The following is a 25,381-nucleotide window of genomic DNA, read 5'->3' on the forward strand; positions in this document are numbered from 1 at the left end:
TTCTCGAAGCCCGAACTGTCTCAGATTTATTATACGTTTCTTTGTTACATGCACCGCTTTGTTTCACACCCCTTCGTTTCGTTCTTCATATAGCTCGGAATAAATCCAACGTCAAATACCCCCTTGAGCCACCAATAGGCTCAGGGGGTATTTGAGTTTCACTTGTTGTATTCGTTGCATGTCCCGCAGTTTGCGTAGACCGGAGGACAACTATTTACTATGCATCTTAAACTCCAGAAACAGGTCGTTATAATGCGATAGCATTTTTTTGCCCAGATTGTTGTAAACCTCCAGCTTGCTTGTCAGTGTCTCGTCTGGATAGAAGCGTTCATCCTGCGAGATATCTTCTGGCAACAGCTTAAGTGCCTCCGAGTTCGGTGTGGAGTATCCCACGTACTCTGCGTTGCGTGCAGCATGATCCGGGTCCAGCATAAAGTTGATAAACTGGTGCGCGCCGTCCACGTTTGTAGCTGTTTTCGGGATGACCATGCTGTCGAACCAGAGATTCGAACCTTCCTCCGGTACCTTGTAATCCAGCTTGTCGTTCTGATCCATAATCTCCGATGCATCCCCAGACCACACGAGACCAACCGCGGCTTCTTCGTTCGCAAGCAGCATTTTGATCTCGTCCCCAACGATGGCTCTTACGTTAGGAGTCAAGGTAGATAGTTTCTTCAATGCGGCCTGGAGATGGTCTTCGTTCGTATCATTGAGCGAATATCCGAGACTGTTCAGCCCCATACCGATGACTTCACGAGCACCGTCAAGCAGCAGGATCTGATTTTTCAAACGCGGGTCCCATAGGTCATTCCAGCTGTCAAATGTCAGACCACCCACCAGCTCCGGATTATATACAATACCAACGGTTCCCCAGAAATACGGGATAGAGAATTGGTTATCCGGATCGTAGTTCAAGTTCAGGAACCGGGGATCAATGTTTTTCAGGTTGGGCAGCTTGTTATGGTCAATCGGAACGAGCAGGTTTTCTTCTTTCATTTTGCTAATCGCATATTCGGAAGGAATGGCCACGTCAAACGTTGTGCCGCCCTGTTCAATCTTGGTCAGCATCGCTTCATTGGAATCAAACGTCTGATAGATGACCTTCATGCCGGATTCTTCTTCGAATTCCTTCAAGAGATCCGGGTCGATATAATCGCCCCAGTTGTAGATGGTCAGCGTGTTTCCACCGGAATACCCCTGACTTTTGTTCAGATACGAAGCCAGAATCATCAGGGCAAATGCGGCCACAAATACAAGCGCGAATGTCCGTACCAGCTGTTTCATGGACGCAGCCCCTTTCCTCCGGGTGGTATCCGTGTTGCGCGGCGGTTAATGAAGTAATATCCGACCACCAGCAACACCGTGAGCAGGAACAACAGGGTAGACAATGCGTTAATTGACAACGACACACCCTGCCTTGCTCTGGAGTAAATCTCCACCGAAAGTGTGGAATATCCGTTCCCCGTCACAAAGAAGGTTACGGCAAAGTCGTCGAGCGAGTACGTCAAAGCCATGAAAAATCCAGCAAAAATACCGGGTTTCACGTAAGGTAGCACCACACGCGTTAGAATTTGCCATGAACCCGCGCCGAGATCACGAGCCGCATCCATCAAGGTTGGGCTCATCTCCTGGAGCTTCGGCAGCACCATGATGACCACAATCGGCACACTGAATGCGATATGGGACAGCAATACCGACGTAAAGCCGAGTTTGATGCCAATCATCGTAAACAGAATCAGGAATGATGCACCGATAATGACATCGGGGCTAACAATCAATACGTTGTTTAGAGATAACAGCGTATTTTTGGTCCGTTTGCGACGTACATGATAAATCGCCAGTGCGCCAGCCACACCCAAAATGGTTGAAATCGCAGAGGACAACAGCGCGATAATAAACGTATTTAACACGATAATGAGCAAGCGGGTGTCCGCAAAAACTTCCCTGTACCATTCCAGCGTGAAACCCTCGAACCCCCGCATATGGCCGCCGCTATTGAACGAATAGAAGATCAAATAGGCAATCGGCGCGTACAAAATGGCGAATACAACAGCCAGATAGACATTAGACAGCTTTCCGTTTCTTCCCATTTCGCACCTCCTTCTTGCCTGATCCGGTCAGAAACATAATGACCGCCATCGCGATAATCAAAAAGACGGCAATCGTCGAACCCATGCCCCAGTCCTGGGTAACGAGGAAATGTTGCTCAATCGCTGTACCCAGCGTAATAACACGGTTGCCCGCAATGAGGCGGGTAATCATAAACAGGGACAACGCAGGGATAAATACGGCCTGACAGCCTGATTTCACTCCGCTGATCGTCAGCGGGAAGATCACACGGCGGAACGTCAGCCATGATGAAGCCCCGAGATCCCGTGCAGCATAGATCAGGGACGGATTCATCTCTTCCAGCGCGTTAAAGATCGGCAGAATCATAAAGGGAATGAAGATGTACACCGAAACAAAGATAAAGCTGAAATCGGTGAACAAAATCTGTTGCGTACCAATGCCCACCACTTCCAGCAGGGAGTTGGTCAGACCATACGTGCCGAACAAGCCGATAAAGGCGTATGCTTTTAACAACAGATTAATCCAGCTCGGCAAAATGATTAGCAGCAGCCACAGCTGCTTATGCTTCGTCCGGGTCAGCATGTACGCCGTTGGATACGAGATGAGTAGCGAGAACGCTGTAATCAGAAATGCGTACCAGAACGAGCTGAGCGTCATCTGCATATAAACCGGCGTAAAGAACCGCGCGTAGTTGCCCAGTGTGAAGTTGCCCTCCACATCGAAGAACGAATAATAGATAACCAGCAACACCGGCGCTACAACGAACAACACCATCCATAACACATAGGGAATCAGATACGCATTGCGCGTGCTGGCTTTAGTCTGCATGAGCGGCCTCTTGATAAGCTTCGAGTCGTCTGTCGAACTCTTCCTCGGTTTCATTGAAACGCATAACATGAATGGCTTCCGGGTCAAAATAAAGCCCGATGCGCGATCCGACGACCGCTTTCTTCGTGGAATGAATCAGCCATTCGTTGCCTGCGTCATCGTAGGTCGAGATTTCGTAGTGCACACCGCGGAACAGTTGCGAGTCCACCTTCACCTGGAGTTTGCCTTGCTCCTCGGTTGTGATCTCGAAGTCCTCCGGACGAATAACGATCTCTACGGGCTCGTCCTGCTGTAATCCCTGATCGACACATTCATACTGTGCACCTGCAAACTCAACGACAAAGTCCTGCTTCATCTTGCCTGCCACGATATTCGACTCTCCAATAAAGTCTGCTACAAAGCGGTTAATCGGCTCATCATAGATATCATTCGGCGTACCGCTCTGCTGAATGACACCGCCGTTCAGGACAAAGATTTCATCAGACATCGCGAGTGCTTCTTCCTGATCATGCGTGACAAAAATAAACGTGATACCCAGCCGTTGCTGCAATTCTCGCAGCTCGTACTGCATCTCCGTACGCAGCTTCAGGTCGAGCGCTGACAAAGGCTCGTCCAGCAGCAAAATTTCCGGTTCGTTCACAATTGCGCGGGCAATCGCCACACGCTGGCGCTGTCCGCCAGACATCTCGCCAATCTCCCGGTTCTCATAACCGGATAGATTGACAAACTTGAGAGCTTCCAGCACTTTGCTGCGAATCTCGGATGTTTTCATTTTTTTAATCCGCAAGCCAAAGGCTACGTTCTCGAATACATTCAAATGTGGAAATAACGCATAGTCCTGAAATACAGTATTCACCTGACGCTGATGAGCAGGCACCTTGTTAATCAATGCGCCGTTAAAATAAATGCTGCCCTCCGTCGGCTCCGCAAAGCCGGCAATCAGCCTTAATATCGTTGTTTTCCCGCAACCGGACGGACCGAGAAGCGTATAAAACTTCCCGCGTTCAATCTCAAAGCTGACAGCTTTCAATACAGCCTCATCCTGGTCATATTGCTGCGTCACCCGCTCGAACCGGATGATCGGTTGTTGTTCTGACATGCTTCACATCGCCCCCTTATCCTTGGGTATATCTAAGAAACCTTACCTATTATACACGACTTTAATTAAGCCATATCTCGAATATGAATAATTTACCCCATTTTCTTTTGTTTTTAAAGGTCAAGCGCGTACGCTACAGATATTAATATTATGGCAATAAATCTATTTTCTTATTAGCTAGTCTTCTATACAAACGAATTAATAGATTCGGAATAGTATAACGTATATCCATCACAAGGAGGTATTTTTCATGGCTAACTACTTGTCCCCACACTCTCCAAAAAGCAAAGCTGCAAACAAAAGCAAACTGGTATCCAAAAACCGCGCGAAAAACAAATCTAAAAACAACGCAGGTAACACAAGCAAGTCAGAGCATATTCAGGAAACTGTCGTTAACGTCATTCTGCCTGAATCTAAAGAGAAAGATACACATCACCACCACCATCATCCACACAACCATCATCACCATCACTGCAATCCCGGCTGCAATCCTTACTGGTAATCTATCTATTTCAATATGTTGGCTCACCCATACGAGTTGATAGATTCAAAAAATAAATGGTGCAGATCATGCATGAATCAAGGAGGCTTTACCATGACCAACTTCTTCTCACCGCTCTCTCCAAAAAGCAAAGCTGCCAACAAAAGCAAACACATTTCTAAAAATCGTGCGAAAAACAAATCTAAAAACAATGCAGAAAACACAAACCATGCAACACATATTCAAAAAACCGTTGTTAACGTTGTTATACCTGACCATGAAAATAAACATCCTCACCATCATCACTGATTACAGACATTACAGTTGCTCAGCATGAATGTAAATTACACAGCCTAAGTCTCAAAAGAAAAGGGGCTGTCCCATAAGTCATAAAAAAAACTTGGGATAGCCCTATTCTCCAAAATTATACAACAAAAAGAAACCGTTCTTTGGTAAAATGGAAGTGCGACCCACCATTTACAAAAGGAGACGGTTTCTTTGTACATTCAATATACCATGAATCAACTTTTCTTGCCAATGGATTTGGAGACAGATATCCCCGAAAATCACCTCGTCCGTGTTGTGAATGAGGCCGTCCATGGCCTGAGCGACTCCATTTTCAACGCCGCATACCCTGGTGGTGGTCGCCACAGCTATCATCCCAAAATGCTCACTAAAATCATCATTTACGCCTACACCCAGCGCATCTATTCTTCCCGGCAAATCGCCAAGGCGGTTCGCGAAAATATCATGTTCATGTGGCTCGCCGGGCGACAGCAGCCAGACTTCCGTACCATTAATCGCTTTCGTTCCGAGCGGATGAAAACGGTACTGGAAACTGTGTTTACCCATGTACTGGAGCTGCTGGTTCAGGAGCAATATGTATCCTTGGATCACTATTTTCTGGACGGAACCAAGCTTGAAGCGAGTGCGAATCGCTACACCTTTGTATGGAAAAAAGCCGTCGTTAAGCATCAGGCCAAGCTGCAAGAAAAAGTACATACCCTGTTTCAAGCCATCGAAGAAGCAGAAAACGAAGAAGATGCCCTCCACACGGGGGCGGATCTGCCTGAACTTGGTGAAACCTCGGCGCTCACAGCGGAAAAGCTGGAGCAAGCCGTCCAGCAATTGGAGGAAAAACTCAGCGAAAAAACCAAGGACAAAACACTCAAGAAAGCGGTGCGCCAGTTGCGAAAGGACTTGCTGCCCCGGCTGCACAAATACGAGCATCAAATCCAAACGGCTGGTGAGCGAAACAGCTACAGTAAAACCGATCCGGACGCCACCTTCATGCGAATGAAAGAGGACCACATGCGAAATGGTCAATTGAAACCGGGATACAATGTGCAGATCGGAACAGAAAATCAGTTTGTTTTGGGTTACAGTGTGCATCAGCGGCCCACGGACACCAAATGTCTGAAGCCCCATCTGGATCATCTGGAAGAAATGCTTGGCCAAAGACCCAAGATCGTCATTGCCGATGCTGGGTATGGTAGTGAGGAAAATTACAGCTATATGGAAGAAAAAAATATCCAAGGGATCGTCAAATACGGGACGTATCACAAAGAAAAAACAAAGGCTTTTAGGCAAGCCATTGGTAAAGTCGACAACTGGGATTACAATGAAACGTCAGATACATGGACTTGTGCGGCAGGACAGACGTTGCATTTCCGGGTTGAAAACCGATCGGAAACGGAGAGCGGCTACACGATTCGAACCCGTCATTACCGGAGTGAGGATTGTAGCCAGTGCCCCTTGAAATCGACATGCACCAAGGCTCAAGGTAACCGAGAGATTGCGGTCAGCATGACCTACATGCGGCAAAAAAACGAGATGCGAGAGCGGTTGCGTAGTGAGGAAGGATATACGCTTTCCGTTCGGCGCATGATCGAGCCAGAAAGTGTGTTTGGACAGCTCAAAAACAATCGGGGATTCCGAAGATTCCTGCTTCGCGGCTTGCAAAAAGTAAGCCTGGAGGTCGGGTGGCTTTGCCTTGCTCACAATCTGCTTAAAAAAGCTACACTGACGGAAAAACGAAAAAAGGACAAAGCAGGATGAGCTTCTGCTTTGTCCTTTTTGGACGTATCGGTGTTATATCTCTTCACCGATGTGTGATTTTAGGGGCTTTTGAGACAGCCCCTTCCTTTTTGAGTTATTATAATTTTTCGAAGGGATTGACGCCCTCTTTACGGCTCAGCATATGATGACTCATGGTGTCCTGTACGATATGTTCTCTAACGTATGGGCCTCGATATCATTTGAGATGAGGTGAGGAGAGCATGGAAATGCGCCGTAATCTACCCCTGTTAATGAGTGTCTGTTTTTTAAGCCAGATGGGGGGATTTATGATTCTGCCCCTCTTTCCGCTATATATCGACCAACTTGGCCTATCAGGCTGGGAAATGGGTTTGATTTTCGGAATGTTCTATTTGGGTAAAGTAGCCGGTGGGCTCCCAGCCTCTGCCCTCTATCGCCGGGCAGGTGCTAAAATGTCTCTGGCCCTTATGTTGCTGATGCTTGCCTTATGTACAGCAGGTTTTGCCATCGCGACTACATCCATGCTGCTTGGTGTGCTACGGCTAATGCAAGGAATAGCCTCAACCGGACTGACTGTCATCGTACGTTCTATCATCAGTGACGGGGGAAATAGGGATAACCGGGGACTGTACAATGGATATATTAGCAGCAGCGAAGGTGGCGGAATGATTCTGGGGCCAGTCATCAGTGGCTGGCTTGCGCTTCATGTACCACTGTCCGTTCCTTTCTGGCTGGTCGCATGCTGTTGTCTGATTGCCATGGTTGCTGTAATGGCCATGCAAAACGAAGCAGCGCATAAATCATCCGGCATAATACCGATCCCCGAGATGAAAGATGGTAGATCTCTCGCTTCGAGTCCAGCAGATCAAGCTTTTGGCCAGGAAGAGACCACTCATGAACAGACCTCCATTCATAAAAAATCTGGTACAGATCTGATTCCTGTCCCACTTACAGGATACATAACGGTGCATGTCCTGGAGATGAGTGCTTATGCCGTATTCCTGACGTATTTTGCACTCTATGCCACTCAAATTATGCAGTGGGATGCCTTTTCCGCCAGTCTGGCCTTTACTGTAGCCGGAATCTCTACCCTTGCCGCTGCCCCTTTTGTTGGTATTCTTTCTGACCGCTTGGGTGATCGGCTTCTACTGTGCATGCTCGGCATGTTTTTCATCGGGGTGGAAGTCGTTGTTTTCCTCAGTACATCTGCCCATTTATGGGTGTACATTGGCATGTTCATCGGTGGCATTGGCGGAGCCTGTTACATGGATTCCTTTTTTGCACATATCGGGGATCACACTCCTGAAGCGAATCGAAGCACCGTCATTGGTAAAATTGTCTCGTCAGCCGAGATCGGCTCTATGGTATCTCCCCTACTCGCAGCACTTCTAATGGAGACCTTGTCTCTGTATGCTGTATTTGTCTTAAATCTTATTCTGATCGCGGCAGCCATCGCCGTTCAAGCCATCATGCGGAGCAGGTACCGGATGAAAGAAAGATGATGGCGCAATGCTCTGAGATGAAAGAGGATATTAGTCAAGGCTTTGTCTTAGGAGATATCTTTTAATGATATATCACTACAATTTGAAGAGATTTCCCTCCTGATCTAGAGAGACATCTCTTCAGGTTTTTTGAGCAATGAAGTCAACTCATGTGCATTTTCTTGGATTTTGCGTTTTATGTAAGGGTCTGTATTGTCAGGCAGTTCTGTCGGATGATAAAATCTCGCTTCAAGAACCTCAACCCCATCCGGATTTAATTCTCCTTCATACTCCGTACAGATATATCCAATGACTACATTATAGTATTCGTCTCCATTTCTTAATTTGGTATACAGCTGTTCTCCAGAGAATACACCGTACAACCGCATTTTTTTTATTTCTATTCCGATCTCTTCTCTGACTTCTCTTCGTGCCGACTCCTCCACCGACTCCCCGAGTTCCATCATTCCACCCGGCACTCCCCAAGTGTTATCCATATGTCTGACCAACAAAATTTCACATTTGTCATTAACAATTAAGACGCTTGGCCTCACCAAAATTAACGGAGTATTTCCTACTAGCCCACGCAACGTTTCAATGTATCCCACGACATCGCCCTCCTATCAAGTATATGTTCAGTATAGAATTCCCCGGTGAATTCATATATAGAAAAAAATGTATAGCTCCCTTCTCATTTTATGTGTAATAACGCTAAAAAACCCGCTCACACAACTTAATGTGCAAACGGGCATTTCATAGATGCATTTTCAGCCTGTGGCTGCGTATTTTCAACGGACTGATGCTCTTTGTACTCTTGATGATCCGGATTCTCATGATGCTTATGATGCTGCTCACGAGTGTCCGCGTCTGCGGCAATAGCCATCCCGTCTTGAAACCTGTATGCAGGGTCTTGATGAAAAAAGTTCGGCTTCACAATCTCATTAAGGTAGGAGCTGTGGAATATATGAGTAGTCGCTGGAGATACCGGTGGAATCAGCCACACCCAATCTCCGGTCAGCTCGCGTCCAGCCTTCTCCTCTCGCTGTTCAAACAAGGAAAACTGTGATGCAGCCGTATGATGATCCACAATACTCACGCCTGCCTTTTTGAATGAATGCAACACAGCCACATTCAACTCCACCAGTGCCCGATCTCTCCACAGTGTCGTTTCACTCGACGTGTTTAACCCTAGTGCAGCAGCTACATCTGGCAATTTGTTATACCGGAACGTATCCGCAAAGTTTCGGGCCCCAATCTCCGTTTCCATATACCAACCGTTAAACGGCGCAGCCGGGTAGTTAATGCCCCCGATCTCCACACGCATATCGGCAATCATTGGCACGCCGTACCAACGCAGACCCAACTCAGCGATCTCTACTCGCTCCGGGTGCTCAATCTGCACTTCGATGATCTCTTGCTCAGGTATAACATACCACTCAGGAGCTTGTCCCTGAGCTTGAATGATAAGCGGCAGTACATCATAATCGCTTCCTGCTCCCTGCCAGCCAAGTGAAGCGGCCGCTCTGGTCATCTCAACAGAAGCAGGATCACCTACAATACCTTTGTCCGTCTCATATCCCGCATAGCGAATGAGCTGATGATTCCAAAGGCGAATCGGTACTCCGCCCGGGCCAGCTGGTGGCAAAATCGTAATGGTCGGGATGATCTTACCTCCGTTGGAAGCGTTATGGATATGATCGAGCACAGCCTGCGCAGCCAATCCTGCGGTATCTGCATAACGGGCGTCCACGATACGCAGCTTGTCCCAGAACAGCCGTCCGATACAGCGGTTGCTGTTCCGCCAAGCCATTTTGCAGCCATGCTCCAGTTCTTCCGCGGTATGGGTATAGGTTCCCGTCTTCTCAATTTCTTGCAAAATGGCAATAAGCCGGGCCTCTGCGTCTTCACGCGAATGGCCCAGCTCTTTGTAACATGTATATATAAACCGTTCGGCTTCTTCCTGCAATCGATCCAGGTCTGTCCGCATTTTCATTCCACCATTCTGTACATCTTGGATGCCATTATTATACGGGAAGCACACCGGATTTGTAAGCGAACGGGACGTTTGTTCACGGACTCTACATATCGTTGTCAGGACACAGGTTGGCCTAGATTATTTGCCCAAAAATGCGTTTAACATCCAGATCTCTTTGTCCAGCGCAGCGGTGAACCCGATCATCATATCTTCGGTTGCATTGTCTTCTGCTTCTCCAGCTTCATGAATGCCTTGACGAATAACACTCAGCATGGCACCCAGATCGGCAACAACTTGTTCAACCATCTGCTCAGCAGACATCTGTCCTTGTGCCTCTTCGATTGGGGACAGGCGAAGTTGTTCTGCAATTGTTGCTACAGGACGACCGCCAATGGTCAGAAGGCGCTCAGCAACCTCGTCCATATTGGCTGTAGCCAGGTTGTACAGTTCTTCGAACTTGGCGTGAAGTGTGAAGAAATGTGGCCCTTTGACATACCAATGGAAGTTGTGCAGCTTCGTGTAAAGAACAGACCATCCTGCGATCTGACGGTTCAAGACCTCTTGAAGTTTAGCTGAGTTGGTTACAGAAGTGTTTGGGTTAGTTTGGATTGTGCTCATGGAATTTATCCCCTTTCGTATGTCTCACTTTAGTTTTTTGAAATATTGGTTTTGAATTGCTTTTAAGAATTGCTGTTCTTGAATTTCTTTTTTACATTGCTTCGTATAATCTTTAATTTAGACTTAATCTAAATCTTGTTTTAATTATAACACCACCTATCTACTTTGAAAAGAGCTTTAGCAGCTCTTATAGATGAAGATTCAATGAAGCCGGGCTTCATGATAAACATATGACCTTTTTTGCCATAGACAAGGTTGCTCATGTAGTTATACTGCCAACCGCACCCGCGTTCAGTGAACATTCTCACACACCCGAATGAGAATAAAAAAACAGCCCTTCATCTGCAATCACAGATGACAGGACTGAATATTTTTACAACATGATGATTATTCGATTTTAGAAATGCTTCGGTTCTCCGTGTTCCCCCCTATGAACGAACCTGTTCAAACGTAAGAAGATGACTGATTTCCTCGTAGTTCCGTGCCGTAAAATGAGGTTGATGATCCGATTCGGGCGATGTCTCACGGTGATTAAACCAGATGATCTTCCAGCCTGCGTCCACGGCTCCTGCAACATCGTTGCGCCACGAATCCCCTATATAGTAGCTGTTTTCCGCTACCGTCGCTGTCTGTTTGTTCACATGCTCAAACAGTCTGCCGTCCGGTTTCGCATAACCCACTTCACCAGAAATAAAGACCAGTTGCTCGTCCACCAGACCAAACACATCCAGCGCTTCTAACTTACGACGTTGATGCTGGCCTTCTCCATTCGTAATTAATCCAACCGTATGTCCCTCCACCTGAAGTCTGCGAATCAGATCATAAGCTCCTTGGAAAGGGGTAATCTCAAACTGTCTGCTCAAATACTGATTTTGCAGTTGTTCAGCCTGTCCAGGCTTCAGCTCAATTCCGAAATCGCCCATCGTCAGCTCAAACCTGCGGTTTCGCATACGCTCCACCGCATCAGGTTCAGGAACTGCCGACAGGTCTTCCTGTGCAGACAACCAGTCGCTGTAATACCGAAAACGATGATATGCCAGCGCATAATCGAATGCTTGTGGCAACCCCAGTACCTCTTGTAAAGCTGCCCGAAGCGGCTGCAAATGATCATATAAAGTATCATCCACATCGAAAAATATGGCTCTTAATCTCATCTTGGTCTAATCTCCTTTTGATAGATTTATACCAAAAATTAAGATCCTCGTCCATTGTTGATTAAGAGTCACTTTGAATTACCTTAGTATGCATCTTAAATATCACCTAAATTTGAATAACTAGGACTAGAACGTTATAATTCATATTAATCAACATACTTACCATTTGCTGTGTTAGAACCATTTACTGATTGTAAATCTATCGAATAATTCCAGTAATTTAGCATCCTAGTCTTACAGCAAATTGCTTCAATTTGTACCATTTTAAAGTAATTATCCATTTTACTTTTCAATGCTGTATTGGAAGTTCAAGGGTGGAGATCATTGAGCCTATTGTTACCAACGTACTGAACGAAAACAACTGAAGTAATAATCTCATTTTTTTCCCTCCATTTATCTTTAGTTAATAACCTTAGTATACTCTCTGTATAAGTTTTATGAACTAGCCAATTTCACTCTCTACAGTGGATTATTCGTATGATAACGATTGTTAAACTACGTTTCAATTAGTGTGATATTAAGATTTTTATATATATACACTTACATTTGATTTCATCCTTCACATTTCCCTATAATGTCTTGCTTCTGAATAAATTTAGAATCATTGGGAGGTTCGTGTCTTGAAGAAACAGATTGGCGAGTTAATTAAAGAAATCAGACTATCTCACAACATGTCACAAGCTCAACTAGCAAAAGATATATGCACTCAAGCCTTAATTAGCAAGATAGAAAGCGGAGAAACTATTCCCTCTTTAGAGATTTCAGTTAAATTAGGAAACAAACTCAGCATACCTTTAAACTACTTAGGAACGTTCATACAACATGAGAATTTGCACTATATTCTTGAACTTCAAAGTCAAATAAAACGCTTAGCTCGAGAGAGGAATTACATAGAGATATACTATCTAATTAAAGAAGAACAAAAAAACCCATCATATAAAGACGATATATTTATTCAACAGCTATTATTATGGCAAGAGGGAATTTCCACATATTACTTAACAAAAGATTTTGAGAAAAGCTTGCTACTTCTTGAAAACGGACTTAAGTTAACTGAAATACCCGGAAACTACTCAGAGAGAGAAATTGAGATACTTAATAGTATTGCGGGGCTTTATTTTGAAGAGCGATCCTATGCCTTATCTCTGCAAATTTTTAGTCTAATTCAGGATCACATAAAAAAGAGTTTCTTCTTTCAAGATTTCACTATTCAACTAAAGGTTTTATACAATCATGCCAAAGTACTAACTCGCCTTGAACAAATGGAAGAATCTATACAGATGTGTATACAAGGAATACAACTATGCTGTCAAAACGAAAGTTCGTATCTAATGGGTGAATTATTCTACCAAATTGGCTACAACTATTCACTTCTCGATAATAAAAGTCAAACACTACTATATTATGAAAAAGCGCTCCATGCCTTAGAACTCACAGGTTTTAATATGTTCGTTGAACACATCAAATCTCAAATATCAAAACTGGAAGAGCAATCATAATGATCGTGAATAGATCTTTCGTACTTTAAAGTTCCATTAAGATAAAAATATTCATGCGTTGAAAAAATCACTTCCCCTGCAATCTTGCTGGATGAAGGTGAGGGGAAGTGATTTTTAATTGCAGTTGCTGCTAAGTTTTTTGAATAAACTGAATCGTTTCGTTATTAGGACCTGTTAAGAAAATGAACGAGGTGCCATCGAATCCTTCCAGTATCTCTGGCTCCTCTAGCGCAAGACGACTTTCCCTCAACTTAATAATTAGTCCTTCCAAACTTTGAACAGAAAAAGCAAAATGAAAAGAAGAATAGTCGTACGTCGTATTACCACGCTCTTCTATTAATTCAATCTTAATATCTTTGTTATGCTCGTAAGAGAGCATCACAATATATTTATTATTATATTCTACATTTGTAATTACTCTAAACATAAGCTTTTTGTAAAAATCAATCGACTTCTTAATATCTCTGACTTTCACACAAATATGGTCGAGAGAACAAAGCATTTCCATCCTCCTTTTTAACTTGATACATTCCCAGAAGTTGAATATTTACGTTTGTTTAAGTGGCTCAATTCAATCAACCAGTACAGGCCACAACTAAGTGAAATAGAACCTATAATAATGCCGGTAATTGGTATTCCAAGATTCGCAAATAACAGACCAGAAGTTACGTATGACAATTGCATAAACCCAGTATAGGTGGAACCATGCAATGCGAATACGCGCCCTCTAACGTCAGGGTGAGTATTAAGTTGCATTAGAGAAGTATCCAGAGGAATAATTATTCCAGAGCTAACTCTCATGCAGTACAACATCAAAATTATAATAAAGATATTATTGGATAGAGCGATACCAGTAAAAAATAAAGCTTGTGTTAGGTAAGCATATCCATACCACTTCTTAGAGAGTGCAATATTATTTTTCAAAAATCGTTTTACAATTAGAGAACCGGTAATAACACCTAAACCGTCAATTGCATATAACAAACCAATCCCCAGACCTTGAACATTCAACAAAGTTTCTCCGAGTAAGGGAATTAAGATATAATATCCCCCACCAGCAAGCCCCCAACTAATTCCAATAATAATAATCGAACGGGCCACGGGATTGACCTTAACTTCAGCAATTCCCTCAGATAAGGATTTAAAATATAAGAAATCCTTTTTAGGTTTAGTTTTAACATCGGGTACTACCAATTGGGTAACATAGAATGCCGACCATAAGTAAGTCAAAGAATTGATTATGAAACAAAACATCGGGCTCACTAAGGAAGATACGATGCCTCCTAACAAAGTACTGATTACACTCACAATTCCCGATGTAGTAGATGTAATTGAATTCGCTTGTGTAATATCTTCTTTATGGACAATAAGAGGGATCAAAGACTGTGAGGCAGGATAGAACATAACTCCTGCCAATCCCAATAAGAACGCACCAAGATACAAAAATACAGATAACTTGAAGAGGATAGCTCCGATAAAGCTAAGTGCGAAAATGGCTCTCAATATGTCCGTAATGATCATAATTTTTTTCTTACTAAATCGATCAACCAAAGGACTAAGAAGTGGACCTAGGAGAAAATTGGGTACTGATTTGGAAAGGAGCACCAATCCCATATCCACTGCCGAATTAGTCAAAGCCAATGTGGTCTGGGCCAATGCAATTTGATTAAACCAATCTCCAACTGTACTCCCGGTCTGAGCAAACCATAGATTTCGAAAGTTACGATTGGTTTTAAAAAAACTCTGATTCATTTTCATCTTATTTCTATACCAACTCTCTTATTAAAGTCTCAAATATTAATAAACTCTCCGTATACACCTGAGGGTCTGAAAGATCAATTTCAATATGTCTCAGCAAATCAGTTGGAGACTCTGAATTCCCCTTCTTAAGAAGTGAAATGTACCTATCCACATAACTTTGGCCATAACAATTCATATTTCTTACAATTTTCAACGCAACCAAAAAACCTATTGGATACTTGATCATATAAAATTTTTTGTAAAGATGACCATTCCTTATCCATTCTCCACCCTGAATTTCTTCAGAGCATAGTTCATCTCCATAATACGTTTTACATAGTGAAGTAAATTTCTCACATAACTCTTCAGCAGAAGATAATTGATTATTATCTAGCTTTGAATATATATACTGCTCAAATTCAGATAGCATAGTTTGCTTGAACACCGTACTTCTAAACATTTCAATGTAGTACTCTATATAATATTTCTTACGATGTATCTCATCCGTATTCTTAATGAGATCAGTAATTAGAAGACACTCATTTACGTTTGCTGCGATTTCCGCAATAAGTACATTACAATCTGAATATATATATGGTTGATTTTGGTTCGCCAATTGATAGTGAACAGCATGGCCAATCTCATGAATTAGACCAAAGATACTATCCACATTATTATTGTAATTCATAAGTATATATGGTTTATTTCCGTAAACATTCCAAGTGTAGACGCTACTTGATTTGTTAGCGGATGGATAGAAATCAATACTATTGGAGTGTAATATTTCTAACACAATTTCATTATATTCCTCACCTAGCGGTAATAAAGCTCTTCGAATCTTTGATATAGCGGTCTGCAAATCCACATCAAAATCTTCTCTCATAAACAGAGGAACAAACATGTCATAAATATATATGTCATTCAGTTCAAGAATTTTTTTTCGCAAGCCCACATATTGATGCAATGTCTCGAATTTATTGTGTACTGAATTAAGAAGACTATCATACATATCCAAAGTCAGATCATCTTCGAAGAGGGATGATTCCAAAGAAGATGCATATTTATGGAACTTTCTATTGAGAGATAGCTGGAACATATAAGATGAGAGTAACTTAGTATAGGTCTTTCTATGACAATATAATTTTCCTACCATCGAGTGATATGCTTGCTTTCTTACATCTCTATCTCTGTTTTCCATCAGAGTTAGATAATTATTTTCTGTAACCTCGATCTGACTACCTTCACTGTCTATAATAGAAGGATATACTGTTTCCTGTTCGATCAAAATTTTGTAGGCATCATATACAAATGCTGTTAATTGATGATAAGCAGATAAAATTTCTTCATCACGAGACGAAAGCAAGTGGGGTTCAAACCTCTGAATCTCTTGAAAAAAATGTTCATACTTTTGTAACTTTACATAATCTTCGGACTGACGTAATAAATCGTAGTTCAATCCTTTGATCTCATCTATGAAAAAAGAAAGCTCGCTATAGATTTCATGACTAAGAAAAGTTGCCTCCTCGACCATCCTTCTAGATGTAGTATCCATTCTATCTTTATCGTTTCTTAACTTAGGATAGATATAAATCTTATCTATTGTTTCAGCTATTTTAGCGTGTAAAAGAAGTGCCTCTTCGATCCGTTTACAATTTCCATTTAGTGTATCTCTCATTTTAACCAACCGAGTTGTCATCTCTTTTACTTTCGTAATATCACGCTTCCATGTTTGTTCATCATATAGCTGAGATAGATCCCATCCATAATTTAATTCTTCAATAGCTGCTTTAGCATTCATGATTCAGAACTCCCTCTCTCTCAAAGGTAACCTTTGTTCCTCGGTATTTAAGTAAAGATTTCTCCGAATCAAGCACTAACTCACCTCCAATAAATACCTTAAGGATTTCCCCTCTGAGCTTCATTTGACTATAATTTGTCCACTTACACTTCGATTTAATTCTGCTTGCATCCATCTGATAGCAAGAATTAGGATCAAACACGATCAGATCTGCATCTTTTCCAATAGCTATCCTCCCCTTACCTTGAATACGGAAAAGCTGAGAAGGATTTTCTGCCAGTACTTTTGAGATGATAACTGCCGCATTCTTATCAGGTACTCCCCTTTGGGTCAGCCCCGTATATACTACTGAGAACATTTCTTGCACGCCCGGCATACCAGCGGGCGGTTGAGAACTCTTTTTTTCTTCGATAGAATGTGGTGCGTGGTCCGAACCTATGGTATCAATAGTCCCCTCGATTAACCGATCCCACAAAAAATCGATATCCAATTGGGTTCTTAACGGGGGAGAAAGTTTATAGAGCCATCCTTTAGACATGAGATCCTGATGAGTAAACATTAAATGAGGGGGGATGACTTCACATGTAATATTGATCCCTTTAGATTTCGCAGCCATAATAAGTTGTATCTCTTGAACTGTTGAAACATGGACAATATGGACTTTACATCCAGTTTTTTCGCAAACTCTTATCATGATTTCTATAGCTTTAGTTGCAGCTCTTCGACTTCTATTTGCCTCATAATTCTCTAATGTGGTAGCTTCATTTCTTCCAATATACGGTTCATACTCTGCATGAACTGTTAGCGGAACCCCTTTCTCTACAAGCACATGGCCTACTTCCATTAGGTACTTCTCGTCGAATACCGTTTCCTCAGCCGTCTCATGTCCAGCCATGAACACCTTAACTGACGCAACTTCCGCTGCTTGCAAGCCTTTTATTTCCTCAAGATTTTTTTTGGTCAATAGAAAATGATGACCGTAGTTCACGTAAGAAATATTACCAATCATTTTATTTTTTATAGAAAGAGCCCTCAAGGTACTAATGTCTGGTTTGGTGTTAGGCATATCTATTATCGTTGTCACACCACCCGAAATTGCCGCCGCTGAGCCATGGATAAAATCCTCTTTATGCTCAAGTCCGGGGGTTCTAAAATGAACATGCGTATCGACCAACCCTGGAAGTAAATAATTCCCTCCAAGATCGATTTTACGAATCCCCTTTAGATTATTAATTTCACTATTATCTCCTACCTTGATAATCCTCCCTTCCTTAATCCCAATGAGAGCATTCAATTTCGGTTCAGGAAAAAAGGCGATACAATTATAAAGAATAAGATCATACGTAATCTCCATTTTCTTCTCTCCATTTCATAGCTTTTGCTATAAATTCTTTAGCAATTTCAGTCGTGGGACCCATTAATCCAATAGCTTTAGCATCCCTGTACAGTCTCTCTATGTCGTGTCCCGTTGAGTAACCTTGTGCTCCCAGCAGCTGCATAAGATGGTCTGTCACTTTTACTACTACCGAAGCAGACATAACTTTTGCTTTCATAGATTGTTCAGCCGTTTTGCAGCTTTGTTGATCTGCATTTTCAGCAGCACGGTAAATAAGAGAATCTAATGCTTCCACTTGGGAACTTGCTTCACTTAGCACCATTCGGGTGTTTTGATATTCCCAAATATTCTTGTTTGGAACTTCACGCATAAATGTTGTTATAGCTGACTTCGCTATACCCAAACCGATTATTCCAGGATGCATCGCGTTGCTTACATTTTTCCTCATGATCATATCTCCGTCACCCACTGCTCCCAACAATCTATCCTCCGGGATCACCAAGTGGTCACAAATAATCTCCCGGGTTGATGATCCTCTTAGTCCCATACCGTTCCAATGTTGGCCAAATGAAATACATTTATCAGTCTTCTCTAAGATAACAAAAGCATTTTGAGGCCCTTTTGGTGAATCGAACTTAACTAGGACTGAGTAAATATCAGCTTCTCCAGCACCAGTACAAAATGCTTTGCTTCCTTCTATCATTATTTTAGAGTCTATGAAAGACGCGGTTGTATTTAAATTTTTCTTGTCTGCCCCTGCTTTTAATTCACTCCATGAAGATGCCCCGAGACAATCACTTGCCAGTTTGGGAAGGTATAATTTTTTTTGTGAATCATTCCCGAAATCAAGAATCCTTTTAACCAGTTGCCCGTGAAAAAAGAAAATAGCGGCTGTAGAACTGCATACTTGTGCAATTTCTTCAACTATACTAGTAAATGCTCTAATTCCTCCGCCTAAACCTCCATACTCGCGAGGAACCAAAATCCCCAGCAATTTATTTTCTTTCAAGATATTTAATGAAACAGAAGGAAAAGTTGCTGTCTGATCCACATATGATGCTTCATTACGAATTTGTTCTAATATCACTTTGTCCAACCCTGACTTATATCCAATGCCTGCTTGAGCTCTCAATATTAATTCCCCCACATTTTGATATAGTCTGTTCGATTACAATTGATTTATTTTTGAAAACGGGTTTCATTATCTTCCCTGGCACTTCAACGGATATCTGCTGTGTATCATCGAAAAGTTTATTCAAGACAGAATTCTCAACGTTCAATGCAACTGACATATTCTCCAGTCCAGTAATAGCAAAGGATGGATGCCAGTCATCAACTGAGATCATTCGACAGGACAGTATTCCTTCTTCTTTTTTCTGAAATGATGCGATCTTTGGGAATACTGAGTTCCTATTTATTCCCATTCTACGTTGTATAATCTCTCTAATTTTACCTAACTCAATAAATTGACTCTTCCCCCAGCTCATTAAAGTTTGATCTGAAATCAATTCTGCACCGACCCATACATATGGATTACTAGAGTTAACTACAGATACTTTTATTGAGGGATCTAAGTTAGTTATTGCTTCCCCTAAAGGGAGCAGGTTTGCGTTTGCGGATCTTTTGGCATGTACTTCGGCCTTTATTTTATAGATGGATCCCAAACTCTGAATGTCTAGAGCAGTAATAATAAAATTGGAATGATGGGATTCAATTTGTTTTAAATTACACAAATGTTTCTGTTCAGTTAAATAAACAAGAACTGCTATTAAGGCGTTTCCGCAATTCCCACTAAAGTCAAATTCATTCTTGCTGGGTATATATTGGTAGAAACGAGCTGTTTGGGTGATCATGATATTGGGATTTATCAATACCGCTTTTGTAGTAGGCATTCCTCGGTGAGTAGTAGCGTAAAATATTTCTTTTAAAACATCTAAAATTATATTTTCATTATTAAACTGAAAATTTTCATCATTAAGGATTGCAATATAGGATTGTCCACTTTTATAAATAGGAACATAAAGATTCATACTCCACCTCTCAAACTTGTTGCAAGTATCGGTCAAGTACCAACAGAGACCAGATTTTATGTCCGTGATCCTTAACGCCGGAGTAGTGTTCTTTCAATAATAAATTTAAATAAGAGTCATCAATGAACATTTTGATTTTTGATTGACTGGCAGATAACGTTTCTCTGCTCCAATCCTGCAGTTCGTTTTTGAGCCAATGAGAGATCGGGAACGAAAAAGGTTTTTTTTCTCTATTTAGTAGCCAAGAAGGTAACTCCCTCTCAAACACGTGTTTAAGCTTCACCTTCTCAATACCTTTATGTCGCAGATCCTCTGGTTTAAGTTTGACAGCATAATTAACAACCTCAGGTCTTAAAAAAGGTACCCTGGCTTCAACTCCCCATGCCATAGAGAGTTTATCCACCCTATTTAAATGATAAGCTGGAAGACGATATTTCCTTTCCCATGCCATGCACTCTTTAAGGCTATTCACATTTCCAAAGTCGACCTCAGAGTCTTCTTCAATGAGAGCCTTTGAGTAATCTTGCACTAAATCCCAATTAAGCTCTTCATAATCAAACAAAAATAGTTGCTGACCATATAATTGATTGTTGTTCAGGTTGAAGTTGTCCCAAGTTGAAAACCGAGTGTAGCCTCCAAATAATTCATCTGACCCATCACCTGTTAAAACAATGGAGACATGATCCTTTACACTCTTGAGCATCATATAATAAGGAATAATAATTGGATCTTGATTGGGTTCATCCAAATGCCATAGAGCTTTGTCTAAAGCATCTGGAATATCATTCGGAAATACTTGTATTTGATGATATGGTAAACCAAGTTCTTTACAAAGCTTGCTGGAATAAAATGTCTCATCAGCTTCCAAACTACCAGGATAACCTACACTAAATACAGGAGTCGTTGAATCATACATGCCCATAATTGAAGTAACTATACCGGAATCCAGTCCTCCGCTTAAGAGACACCCTATTTTTTTATCACTCATTGTTGTGCTCTGTATGTTACCTTTAATTAATTCTCGAAGGTCAGTATTTTCAAAAGTTTTATGTTGTTCTTTAAATAATGTTGTTATCTGCCCTTTCTCCCAAACGAGGACCTGACCAGGCATGAATTTTTTTATCTTTTTATATGGAGTATCTGGTGCTGGTATACATTTGTATTTTAAATATTTCATAAATGACAGATAATTCAAATCAAGTTTCTTGTCCTTATCCATTGCTTTCAATTCTGATGAAAAGGTGATGTTGTTATCCTCAATGGAGTAATACAAAGGCTTTATCCCTATTTGATCAACACAAAGTACTAATCTTTTGAATCGTTTGTCCCATACTGCTATGGCAAACATTCCATCTAAATGAGATATAAAATCTAATCCATACTCTTCATATAGATGAGGTATGACCTCTCCATCACAACAAGTTCTGAAAACATGCCCTTTATCCTCCAGATGAATTCTTAGGTTTACATGATTGTAGATTTCACCGTTGTACACAACGATAATTGAGTCGGTTTCATTGTAGAAGGGCTGATTCCCATTGGATATATCGACCAGACTTAGTCTTCTGTTCCCCAGAGCAATTTCCTCATCTGTATATATCCCTTCTGCATCGGGTCCCCGATGTTGTATCAATCCTGTCATTCTGTTTAAATCCGCTTCGATAGAATATCTATCACGATCTGTGACAACATTGAACCCTACAATACCGCACATCCATATTCCCCCACTTATAATAAGTATAAAAGGAATTGTGACTTTAACAGTCACAACTCCTCATTTCATAGATAACTATTTTGTGTTTTTCGTTGCTTTGTCTTTATCAACTGGTGCTGAAGTTGTACGAATGATTACTTTTTTCATGAGTACTCGCCTCCTTTAGCGAAGTAATACTTACTTCGTATTTTTTGTGGCTTTGTCTTTATCAACGGGTGCCGAAGTCGTACGAATAATTACTTTTTTCATAGGTTTCACCTCCTTTCAGTGGTATGCTTTTTACGAGTTCCTATAATACTTTCATCATATAAATATTCCAAATTTTCTATCCATTGATCTTTGACCTCATCGCTTTTAGCTTTATTTAGAATCTCTTTGAAGGTATAACCTTGTTGTAATAGGTTGAAGAATAATTCATCTTCTATTTCCAGAACAATGTTAGCTAATGATTTTGTATGACTTTTCTGTAAAAGAAGTAGGCAATCTTTTTTCGGATATTCGCTTATTGTTTGAATACTAATTTCTTGGTTCAATAAAGCAGGAAAATCATATTTAAATTTTTTGATAACGTATGGCCTTTTCAAAAATATTTCATTGTTTTCGCATAAGCCTTCCTCATTGATACGTGCTGATTCTCGTGGAGAAAATGTCATGTCAGCAGACAATTTAGAATATTCAACTAACTCCGATAACAACTCCGGGAATAAATTGTTTTTAGTAAAGTATTCACAGGAAAACTCAACCAGTCTGGCTGATTCAGCCTTTCTTGCAAGTGTTCCCTTAGGATATACTTGTATAAATTCCCTTGAAAACCTCTCGTACTCACCAAGTTGCCGCAATACATAAAAAAGTTCCTGAAATTCACTCTCTCGGCGGTCAATTCGATCTTGATCCATTTTTTCTGCTGTTATCTTCAGGATGGAATAATCAATTTGATCGGCCAAGTCCTTTTCAACTTGTGTCATTTCAAATTGATCGTAAATTACATTTTTTTCATCTAAAAAACGATCTCTGATCTTAACTTCTCTAACATAAGCAACCATAAATTTTTGTAAGTTGATCATACTTCTACTTCCCCTCCCTTAGAGCGAGAACAATTCCCTAACCCATTTCACTTTTTCTTCCATTTCATACTTTGTTGGGAATTGTTCAAGTCCATCTTCTAATTCCCATATAAATGCCTTTGGCTTTACCTTTTTTGATTTAGCCAAGTACTCTATTAAATCCATATGCAACTTCTGATCATGACGAAGTTGTTCGTTATCCAACTCTTCATATGCTGAGTCACTGCCGACTGTACAATGAATTTCCGTAACTTTATCCAAACAAAGACTATCAATGAATTCGTAGTGATCTGTTTTATAATATTTGTGCATAGAGTTCGTTATGTTTTGTATACTTAGCAGCAGGCCTGCGTCCGTATTTTCCATAATTCTGTTGATGAATTGTGCATATGACATTTCACCTACAGGGTTGTAGTGCATCACAGTATTTTCAAGTACGATTGGAGTTTTAATTACTTGCTGTACCTCTCTCAATCTTCTTAAGAAAATATGTAATGATTCCTCTGTCAAAATAGGAGGCAAAAGCGCACTTGAAGGATTTCCCGGCACATTTGTAAAACAGATGTGATCCCCGTACCAAGGTGAGTCCAGTATCCTTAGAAATTCGTTTAATTTTTCTAATTCTTTGAGATCTATTGGTGCATCTGTTCCCGGAGAGAGTGCAATCGTGTGTAACAGAACAGGCTTAGAAAGTCTGCTTTTTAGGTATTCAAGTTCTCCTGGTTCCTCAATAAACTGTCCCATCACTACTTCATACGCATCAACGAAACTATCAATCTCTTCAATGTAATCTGTGTATCTTTGTGAATTATGAATGAGCACACCAACACCTATCTGATCAAACATTTACCATTCCTCTTTTCTGTAGCATGTGTTCTTTAATATCTCCAATTATGGACCTACTCTATCAAGAAGAATCTTTTGTTGTTCTAATCTAAGTTGTTATTTACGTTTTCAATAGTACGACAAGTATAATTTGTGTGTATTGGTGGTTTAAGGCTACAGAAAACAAAAAAACACAGTTAAAATACTTATATTCCAAAATTTATATAATATATATAAAAATATTTATACATCTGGAAATTTACTAATCGAATTTTTTACTAACCGCTGATATCCATGAAAATGCAAAATTTAACCCTACTTGGAATAACAGTAGTTATATTGGAAATTTCTTATCCCTTCCTGTTTCATAAGAAATATTTTGGGTATTTAATTCTGCGATCCATAGACAAAGTTCGTCATAGAACGTTAAAATGAGACACAATGTTAACTTGTTCCATAATTTAAGAAATTGGAGGCTTATGAACATGAAATGCCAAGTATGTAATCATGAAAACGGAGATGCCCAGTTTTGCGAGAAGTGCGGCTCTAACCTAACGGGAACCCATGCTTCTTCTGATCCTGTGGATTCCGTAACACGTACAGATTCAGCTTCTGTTGACTCGGAATACACGCATTGGTCCAGCAACAAGGAATCTGCTTCTCATCAACCAGAACCTACAGGCTCTTCTTCCGTTTCGCCTGTACCATCGCTTGCGAAAGAAACAGCAACAGTACATTCCAGTAATCATGATGCTCCTGATCACGATACTAACCAAGGTAGCACAGGAAATCAGTGGAACAACTTCGTTCAGAATGAAAAAGTACAGCAAGCCAAAGAAGTAAGCAAACAGTACCTGTCCTATTTCCTTAGCGTACTGGCTCGTCCGTATCAATCGATGAAAACCGTCGGTGAACTGCATGCCCTGAATGGGTGGCTAACGATGGCATTGTTTGCTGTATTAACCTCTACATATGTTCTGATCACATTTGGCCGCCTCGGTGCGGAGGGCATATTTATTAGCGGATTTTTACGCCCGCTCCTATTTTCAGCTATCATTTTGGTTGCGGCGGCGGCACTCATCTATGGTGTGCTTAGGTTGGAACGGATTACGTTCCGTCCCAAAATTCTGATTGCCCAGTTCGGAACCTTACTGGTTCCTGCAATCGCTACGCTTCTGCTCGCTAACTTGATGATTGTGATCTCCTACTCGTTCGCGATCTCCCTACTGGTACTGTCATATATTATGGTGTTTGTTGCGATGAATACGGTGCTGTTCCAGCATCCGCTCAATCGGACCAAAGCTGCCATTGACAGCACGTACAGCGTGTTGATTGTGAATGCTGTATTGTTTTACTTAATGTATCGTTTGTTATTTTCGACTATAGCTGGCTTATTAAGCCCGTTATTCTCGCCGTTTGGACGCTTGTAAATTCGTTTCTTCTACTTAAGATTGCTGAAATGGAGACTTCTGCCAATTTATGGGGGGAGTCTTTTTCATTTGCGAAAGGCAACATTGCGCGGATCATATTCCATACACTATAATGTGTAGTGTAAAAAATATGTTTGTATTTACTTATATGAGCTAGCATTTAGATGAAGTAACTTTGCTCTATTGAGGCAGGTATAGCAGA

At 41.3% G+C, this 25,381-nt stretch carries 23 protein-coding genes; 6 read left to right on the forward strand and 17 right to left on the reverse strand.

All coding sequences use genetic code 11. The features are described 5' to 3' along the window. Nucleotides 1-210: 210 nt before the first annotated feature. The 4 genes from AC1VYS_RS26770 to AC1VYS_RS26785 are packed head-to-tail and all read right to left on the reverse strand — an operon-like array spanning nt 211 to nt 3,997. Nucleotides 211-1,284 carry an ABC transporter substrate-binding protein gene (locus AC1VYS_RS26770; protein ID WP_482912156.1) on the reverse strand — a complete coding sequence of 358 codons (1,074 nt, stop codon included), beginning with the start codon at nt 1,282-1,284 and terminating at the stop codon, nt 211-213. Continuing rightward, a complete protein-coding gene (locus AC1VYS_RS26775; protein WP_110895773.1) occupies nt 1,281-2,090 on the reverse strand; it encodes an ABC transporter permease in 810 nt (269 codons plus the stop codon). Before AC1VYS_RS26775 ends, AC1VYS_RS26770 begins: the two co-directional genes overlap by 4 nt. Then, nucleotides 2,065-2,898, reverse strand: a complete 834-nt coding sequence (locus AC1VYS_RS26780; RefSeq protein WP_090924110.1) for an ABC transporter permease — start codon at nt 2,896-2,898, stop codon at nt 2,065-2,067. Before AC1VYS_RS26780 ends, AC1VYS_RS26775 begins: the two co-directional genes overlap by 26 nt. Continuing rightward, a complete protein-coding gene (locus AC1VYS_RS26785) occupies nt 2,888-3,997 on the reverse strand; it encodes an ABC transporter ATP-binding protein (RefSeq protein ID WP_482912157.1) in 1,110 nt (369 codons plus the stop codon). The genes AC1VYS_RS26780 and AC1VYS_RS26785 overlap by 11 nt, the downstream gene beginning before the upstream one ends. 250 nt (nt 3,998-4,247) lie before the next feature. Here AC1VYS_RS26785 and AC1VYS_RS26790 point away from each other — a divergent pair, with 250 nt between their 5' ends. From AC1VYS_RS26790 to AC1VYS_RS26805, 4 genes are all read left to right on the forward strand, one after another. Further along, nucleotides 4,248-4,499, forward strand: coding sequence for a hypothetical protein (locus AC1VYS_RS26790; RefSeq protein WP_090924108.1), 252 nt, complete (start codon nt 4,248-4,250; stop codon nt 4,497-4,499). Nucleotides 4,500-4,592: 93 nt separating this feature from the next. Beyond that, on the forward strand, nt 4,593-4,787 hold the full coding sequence (locus tag AC1VYS_RS26795; RefSeq protein ID WP_482912158.1) for a hypothetical protein: 195 nt from the start codon (nt 4,593-4,595) through the stop codon (nt 4,785-4,787). A 189-nt stretch (nt 4,788-4,976) separates the two neighbouring features. Continuing rightward, nucleotides 4,977-6,536: an IS1182 family transposase gene (locus AC1VYS_RS26800; protein ID WP_482911585.1), complete on the forward strand. Its 1,560-nt coding sequence runs from the start codon at nt 4,977-4,979 to the stop codon at nt 6,534-6,536. Between the two features lie 227 nt (nt 6,537-6,763). Then, nucleotides 6,764-8,017, forward strand: a complete 1,254-nt coding sequence (locus AC1VYS_RS26805; protein ID WP_482912159.1) for an MFS transporter — start codon at nt 6,764-6,766, stop codon at nt 8,015-8,017. Between the two features lie 104 nt (nt 8,018-8,121). Here the strand turns inward: AC1VYS_RS26805 and AC1VYS_RS26810 are convergent, their stop codons facing one another. From AC1VYS_RS26810 to AC1VYS_RS26825, 4 genes are all read right to left on the reverse strand, one after another. Next, entirely contained in the window at nt 8,122-8,604 is a 483-nt protein-coding gene (locus tag AC1VYS_RS26810; RefSeq protein ID WP_482912160.1) for an NUDIX hydrolase, read from the reverse strand. Between the two features lie 125 nt (nt 8,605-8,729). Further along, nucleotides 8,730-9,983: a nitric oxide synthase oxygenase gene (locus tag AC1VYS_RS26815; RefSeq protein WP_482912161.1), complete on the reverse strand. Its 1,254-nt coding sequence runs from the start codon at nt 9,981-9,983 to the stop codon at nt 8,730-8,732. A gap of 126 nt (nt 9,984-10,109) precedes the next feature. Further along, entirely contained in the window at nt 10,110-10,589 is a 480-nt protein-coding gene (locus AC1VYS_RS26820) for a Dps family protein (protein WP_482912162.1), read from the reverse strand. 428 nt (nt 10,590-11,017) lie between these two features. Beyond that, nucleotides 11,018-11,743, reverse strand: a complete 726-nt coding sequence (locus tag AC1VYS_RS26825; RefSeq protein WP_482912163.1) for an HAD family hydrolase — start codon at nt 11,741-11,743, stop codon at nt 11,018-11,020. Between the two features lie 620 nt (nt 11,744-12,363). On the opposite strand from AC1VYS_RS26825, the gene AC1VYS_RS26830 reads away from it, so the two are divergent. Then, nucleotides 12,364-13,242, forward strand: a complete 879-nt coding sequence (locus AC1VYS_RS26830; protein ID WP_482912164.1) for a helix-turn-helix domain-containing protein — start codon at nt 12,364-12,366, stop codon at nt 13,240-13,242. A 130-nt stretch (nt 13,243-13,372) separates the two neighbouring features. On the opposite strand, the gene AC1VYS_RS26835 is transcribed toward AC1VYS_RS26830, so the two are convergent. The 9 genes from AC1VYS_RS26835 to AC1VYS_RS26875 form a co-directional block, all read right to left on the reverse strand. Next, nucleotides 13,373-13,750, reverse strand: coding sequence for a VOC family protein (locus AC1VYS_RS26835; protein WP_482912165.1), 378 nt, complete (start codon nt 13,748-13,750; stop codon nt 13,373-13,375). An 8-nt stretch (nt 13,751-13,758) separates the two neighbouring features. After that, nucleotides 13,759-15,000, reverse strand: a complete 1,242-nt coding sequence (locus AC1VYS_RS26840) for an MFS transporter (RefSeq protein ID WP_482934438.1) — start codon at nt 14,998-15,000, stop codon at nt 13,759-13,761. A gap of 7 nt (nt 15,001-15,007) precedes the next feature. Further along, the gene (locus tag AC1VYS_RS26845; RefSeq protein WP_482912167.1) at nt 15,008-16,780 is read right to left on the reverse strand and encodes a M3 family oligoendopeptidase; all 1,773 of its coding nucleotides are present in this window, start codon (nt 16,778-16,780) and stop codon (nt 15,008-15,010) included. Then, entirely contained in the window at nt 16,770-18,134 is a 1,365-nt protein-coding gene (locus AC1VYS_RS26850; protein WP_482912168.1) for a dihydroorotase, read from the reverse strand. The genes AC1VYS_RS26845 and AC1VYS_RS26850 overlap by 11 nt, the downstream gene beginning before the upstream one ends. Continuing rightward, on the reverse strand, nt 18,118-19,248 hold the full coding sequence (locus AC1VYS_RS26855) for an acyl-CoA dehydrogenase family protein (protein ID WP_482912169.1): 1,131 nt from the start codon (nt 19,246-19,248) through the stop codon (nt 18,118-18,120). Before AC1VYS_RS26855 ends, AC1VYS_RS26850 begins: the two co-directional genes overlap by 17 nt. After that, complete coding sequence (locus AC1VYS_RS26860) at nt 19,220-20,146, reverse strand: hypothetical protein (protein ID WP_482912170.1); 927 nt, start codon at nt 20,144-20,146, stop codon at nt 19,220-19,222. Before AC1VYS_RS26860 ends, AC1VYS_RS26855 begins: the two co-directional genes overlap by 29 nt. A gap of 10 nt (nt 20,147-20,156) precedes the next feature. Beyond that, nucleotides 20,157-21,860: an asparagine synthase (glutamine-hydrolyzing) gene (gene asnB / locus AC1VYS_RS26865; RefSeq protein WP_482912171.1), complete on the reverse strand. Its 1,704-nt coding sequence runs from the start codon at nt 21,858-21,860 to the stop codon at nt 20,157-20,159. Nucleotides 21,861-22,114: 254 nt separating this feature from the next. Beyond that, entirely contained in the window at nt 22,115-22,924 is an 810-nt protein-coding gene (locus AC1VYS_RS26870) for a hypothetical protein (protein ID WP_482912172.1), read from the reverse strand. An 18-nt stretch (nt 22,925-22,942) separates the two neighbouring features. Next, a complete protein-coding gene (locus AC1VYS_RS26875) occupies nt 22,943-23,770 on the reverse strand; it encodes a multinuclear nonheme iron-dependent oxidase (protein WP_482912173.1) in 828 nt (275 codons plus the stop codon). Nucleotides 23,771-24,234: 464 nt separating this feature from the next. Here AC1VYS_RS26875 and AC1VYS_RS26880 point away from each other — a divergent pair, with 464 nt between their 5' ends. Further along, nucleotides 24,235-25,179, forward strand: a complete 945-nt coding sequence (locus AC1VYS_RS26880; protein WP_482912174.1) for a zinc ribbon domain-containing protein — start codon at nt 24,235-24,237, stop codon at nt 25,177-25,179. Nucleotides 25,180-25,381: the final 202 nt, after the last annotated feature.

The organism is Paenibacillus sp. G34 (assembly GCF_056856875.1).

Excerpts from the sequence above, each read along its gene's own strand:
- AC1VYS_RS26795 (WP_482912158.1), top strand. The coding sequence starts at position 4,593 with ATGACCAACTTCTTCTCACCGCTCTCTCCAAAAAGCAAAGCTGCCAAC.
- AC1VYS_RS26815 (WP_482912161.1), bottom strand. The coding sequence starts at position 9,983 with ATGCGGACAGACCTGGATCGATTGCAGGAAGAAGCCGAACGGTTTATA.
- AC1VYS_RS26780 (WP_090924110.1), bottom strand. The coding sequence starts at position 2,898 with ATGCAGACTAAAGCCAGCACGCGCAATGCGTATCTGATTCCCTATGTG.
- AC1VYS_RS26835 (WP_482912165.1), bottom strand. The coding sequence starts at position 13,750 with ATGGAAATGCTTTGTTCTCTCGACCATATTTGTGTGAAAGTCAGAGAT.
- AC1VYS_RS26785 (WP_482912157.1), bottom strand. The coding sequence starts at position 3,997 with ATGTCAGAACAACAACCGATCATCCGGTTCGAGCGGGTGACGCAGCAA.
- AC1VYS_RS26850 (WP_482912168.1), bottom strand. The coding sequence starts at position 18,134 with ATGGAGATTACGTATGATCTTATTCTTTATAATTGTATCGCCTTTTTT.
- AC1VYS_RS26790 (WP_090924108.1), top strand. The coding sequence starts at position 4,248 with ATGGCTAACTACTTGTCCCCACACTCTCCAAAAAGCAAAGCTGCAAAC.
- AC1VYS_RS26840 (WP_482934438.1), bottom strand. The coding sequence starts at position 15,000 with ATGAAAATGAATCAGAGTTTTTTTAAAACCAATCGTAACTTTCGAAAT.
- AC1VYS_RS26845 (WP_482912167.1), bottom strand. The coding sequence starts at position 16,780 with ATGAATGCTAAAGCAGCTATTGAAGAATTAAATTATGGATGGGATCTA.
- AC1VYS_RS26770 (WP_482912156.1), bottom strand. The coding sequence starts at position 1,284 with ATGAAACAGCTGGTACGGACATTCGCGCTTGTATTTGTGGCCGCATTT.
- AC1VYS_RS26870 (WP_482912172.1), bottom strand. The coding sequence starts at position 22,924 with ATGATCAACTTACAAAAATTTATGGTTGCTTATGTTAGAGAAGTTAAG.
- asnB (WP_482912171.1), bottom strand. The coding sequence starts at position 21,860 with ATGTGCGGTATTGTAGGGTTCAATGTTGTCACAGATCGTGATAGATAT.
- AC1VYS_RS26860 (WP_482912170.1), bottom strand. The coding sequence starts at position 20,146 with ATGAATCTTTATGTTCCTATTTATAAAAGTGGACAATCCTATATTGCA.
- AC1VYS_RS26820 (WP_482912162.1), bottom strand. The coding sequence starts at position 10,589 with ATGAGCACAATCCAAACTAACCCAAACACTTCTGTAACCAACTCAGCT.
- AC1VYS_RS26880 (WP_482912174.1), top strand. The coding sequence starts at position 24,235 with ATGAAATGCCAAGTATGTAATCATGAAAACGGAGATGCCCAGTTTTGC.
- AC1VYS_RS26805 (WP_482912159.1), top strand. The coding sequence starts at position 6,764 with ATGCGCCGTAATCTACCCCTGTTAATGAGTGTCTGTTTTTTAAGCCAG.
- AC1VYS_RS26775 (WP_110895773.1), bottom strand. The coding sequence starts at position 2,090 with ATGGGAAGAAACGGAAAGCTGTCTAATGTCTATCTGGCTGTTGTATTC.
- AC1VYS_RS26875 (WP_482912173.1), bottom strand. The coding sequence starts at position 23,770 with ATGTTTGATCAGATAGGTGTTGGTGTGCTCATTCATAATTCACAAAGA.
- AC1VYS_RS26825 (WP_482912163.1), bottom strand. The coding sequence starts at position 11,743 with ATGAGATTAAGAGCCATATTTTTCGATGTGGATGATACTTTATATGAT.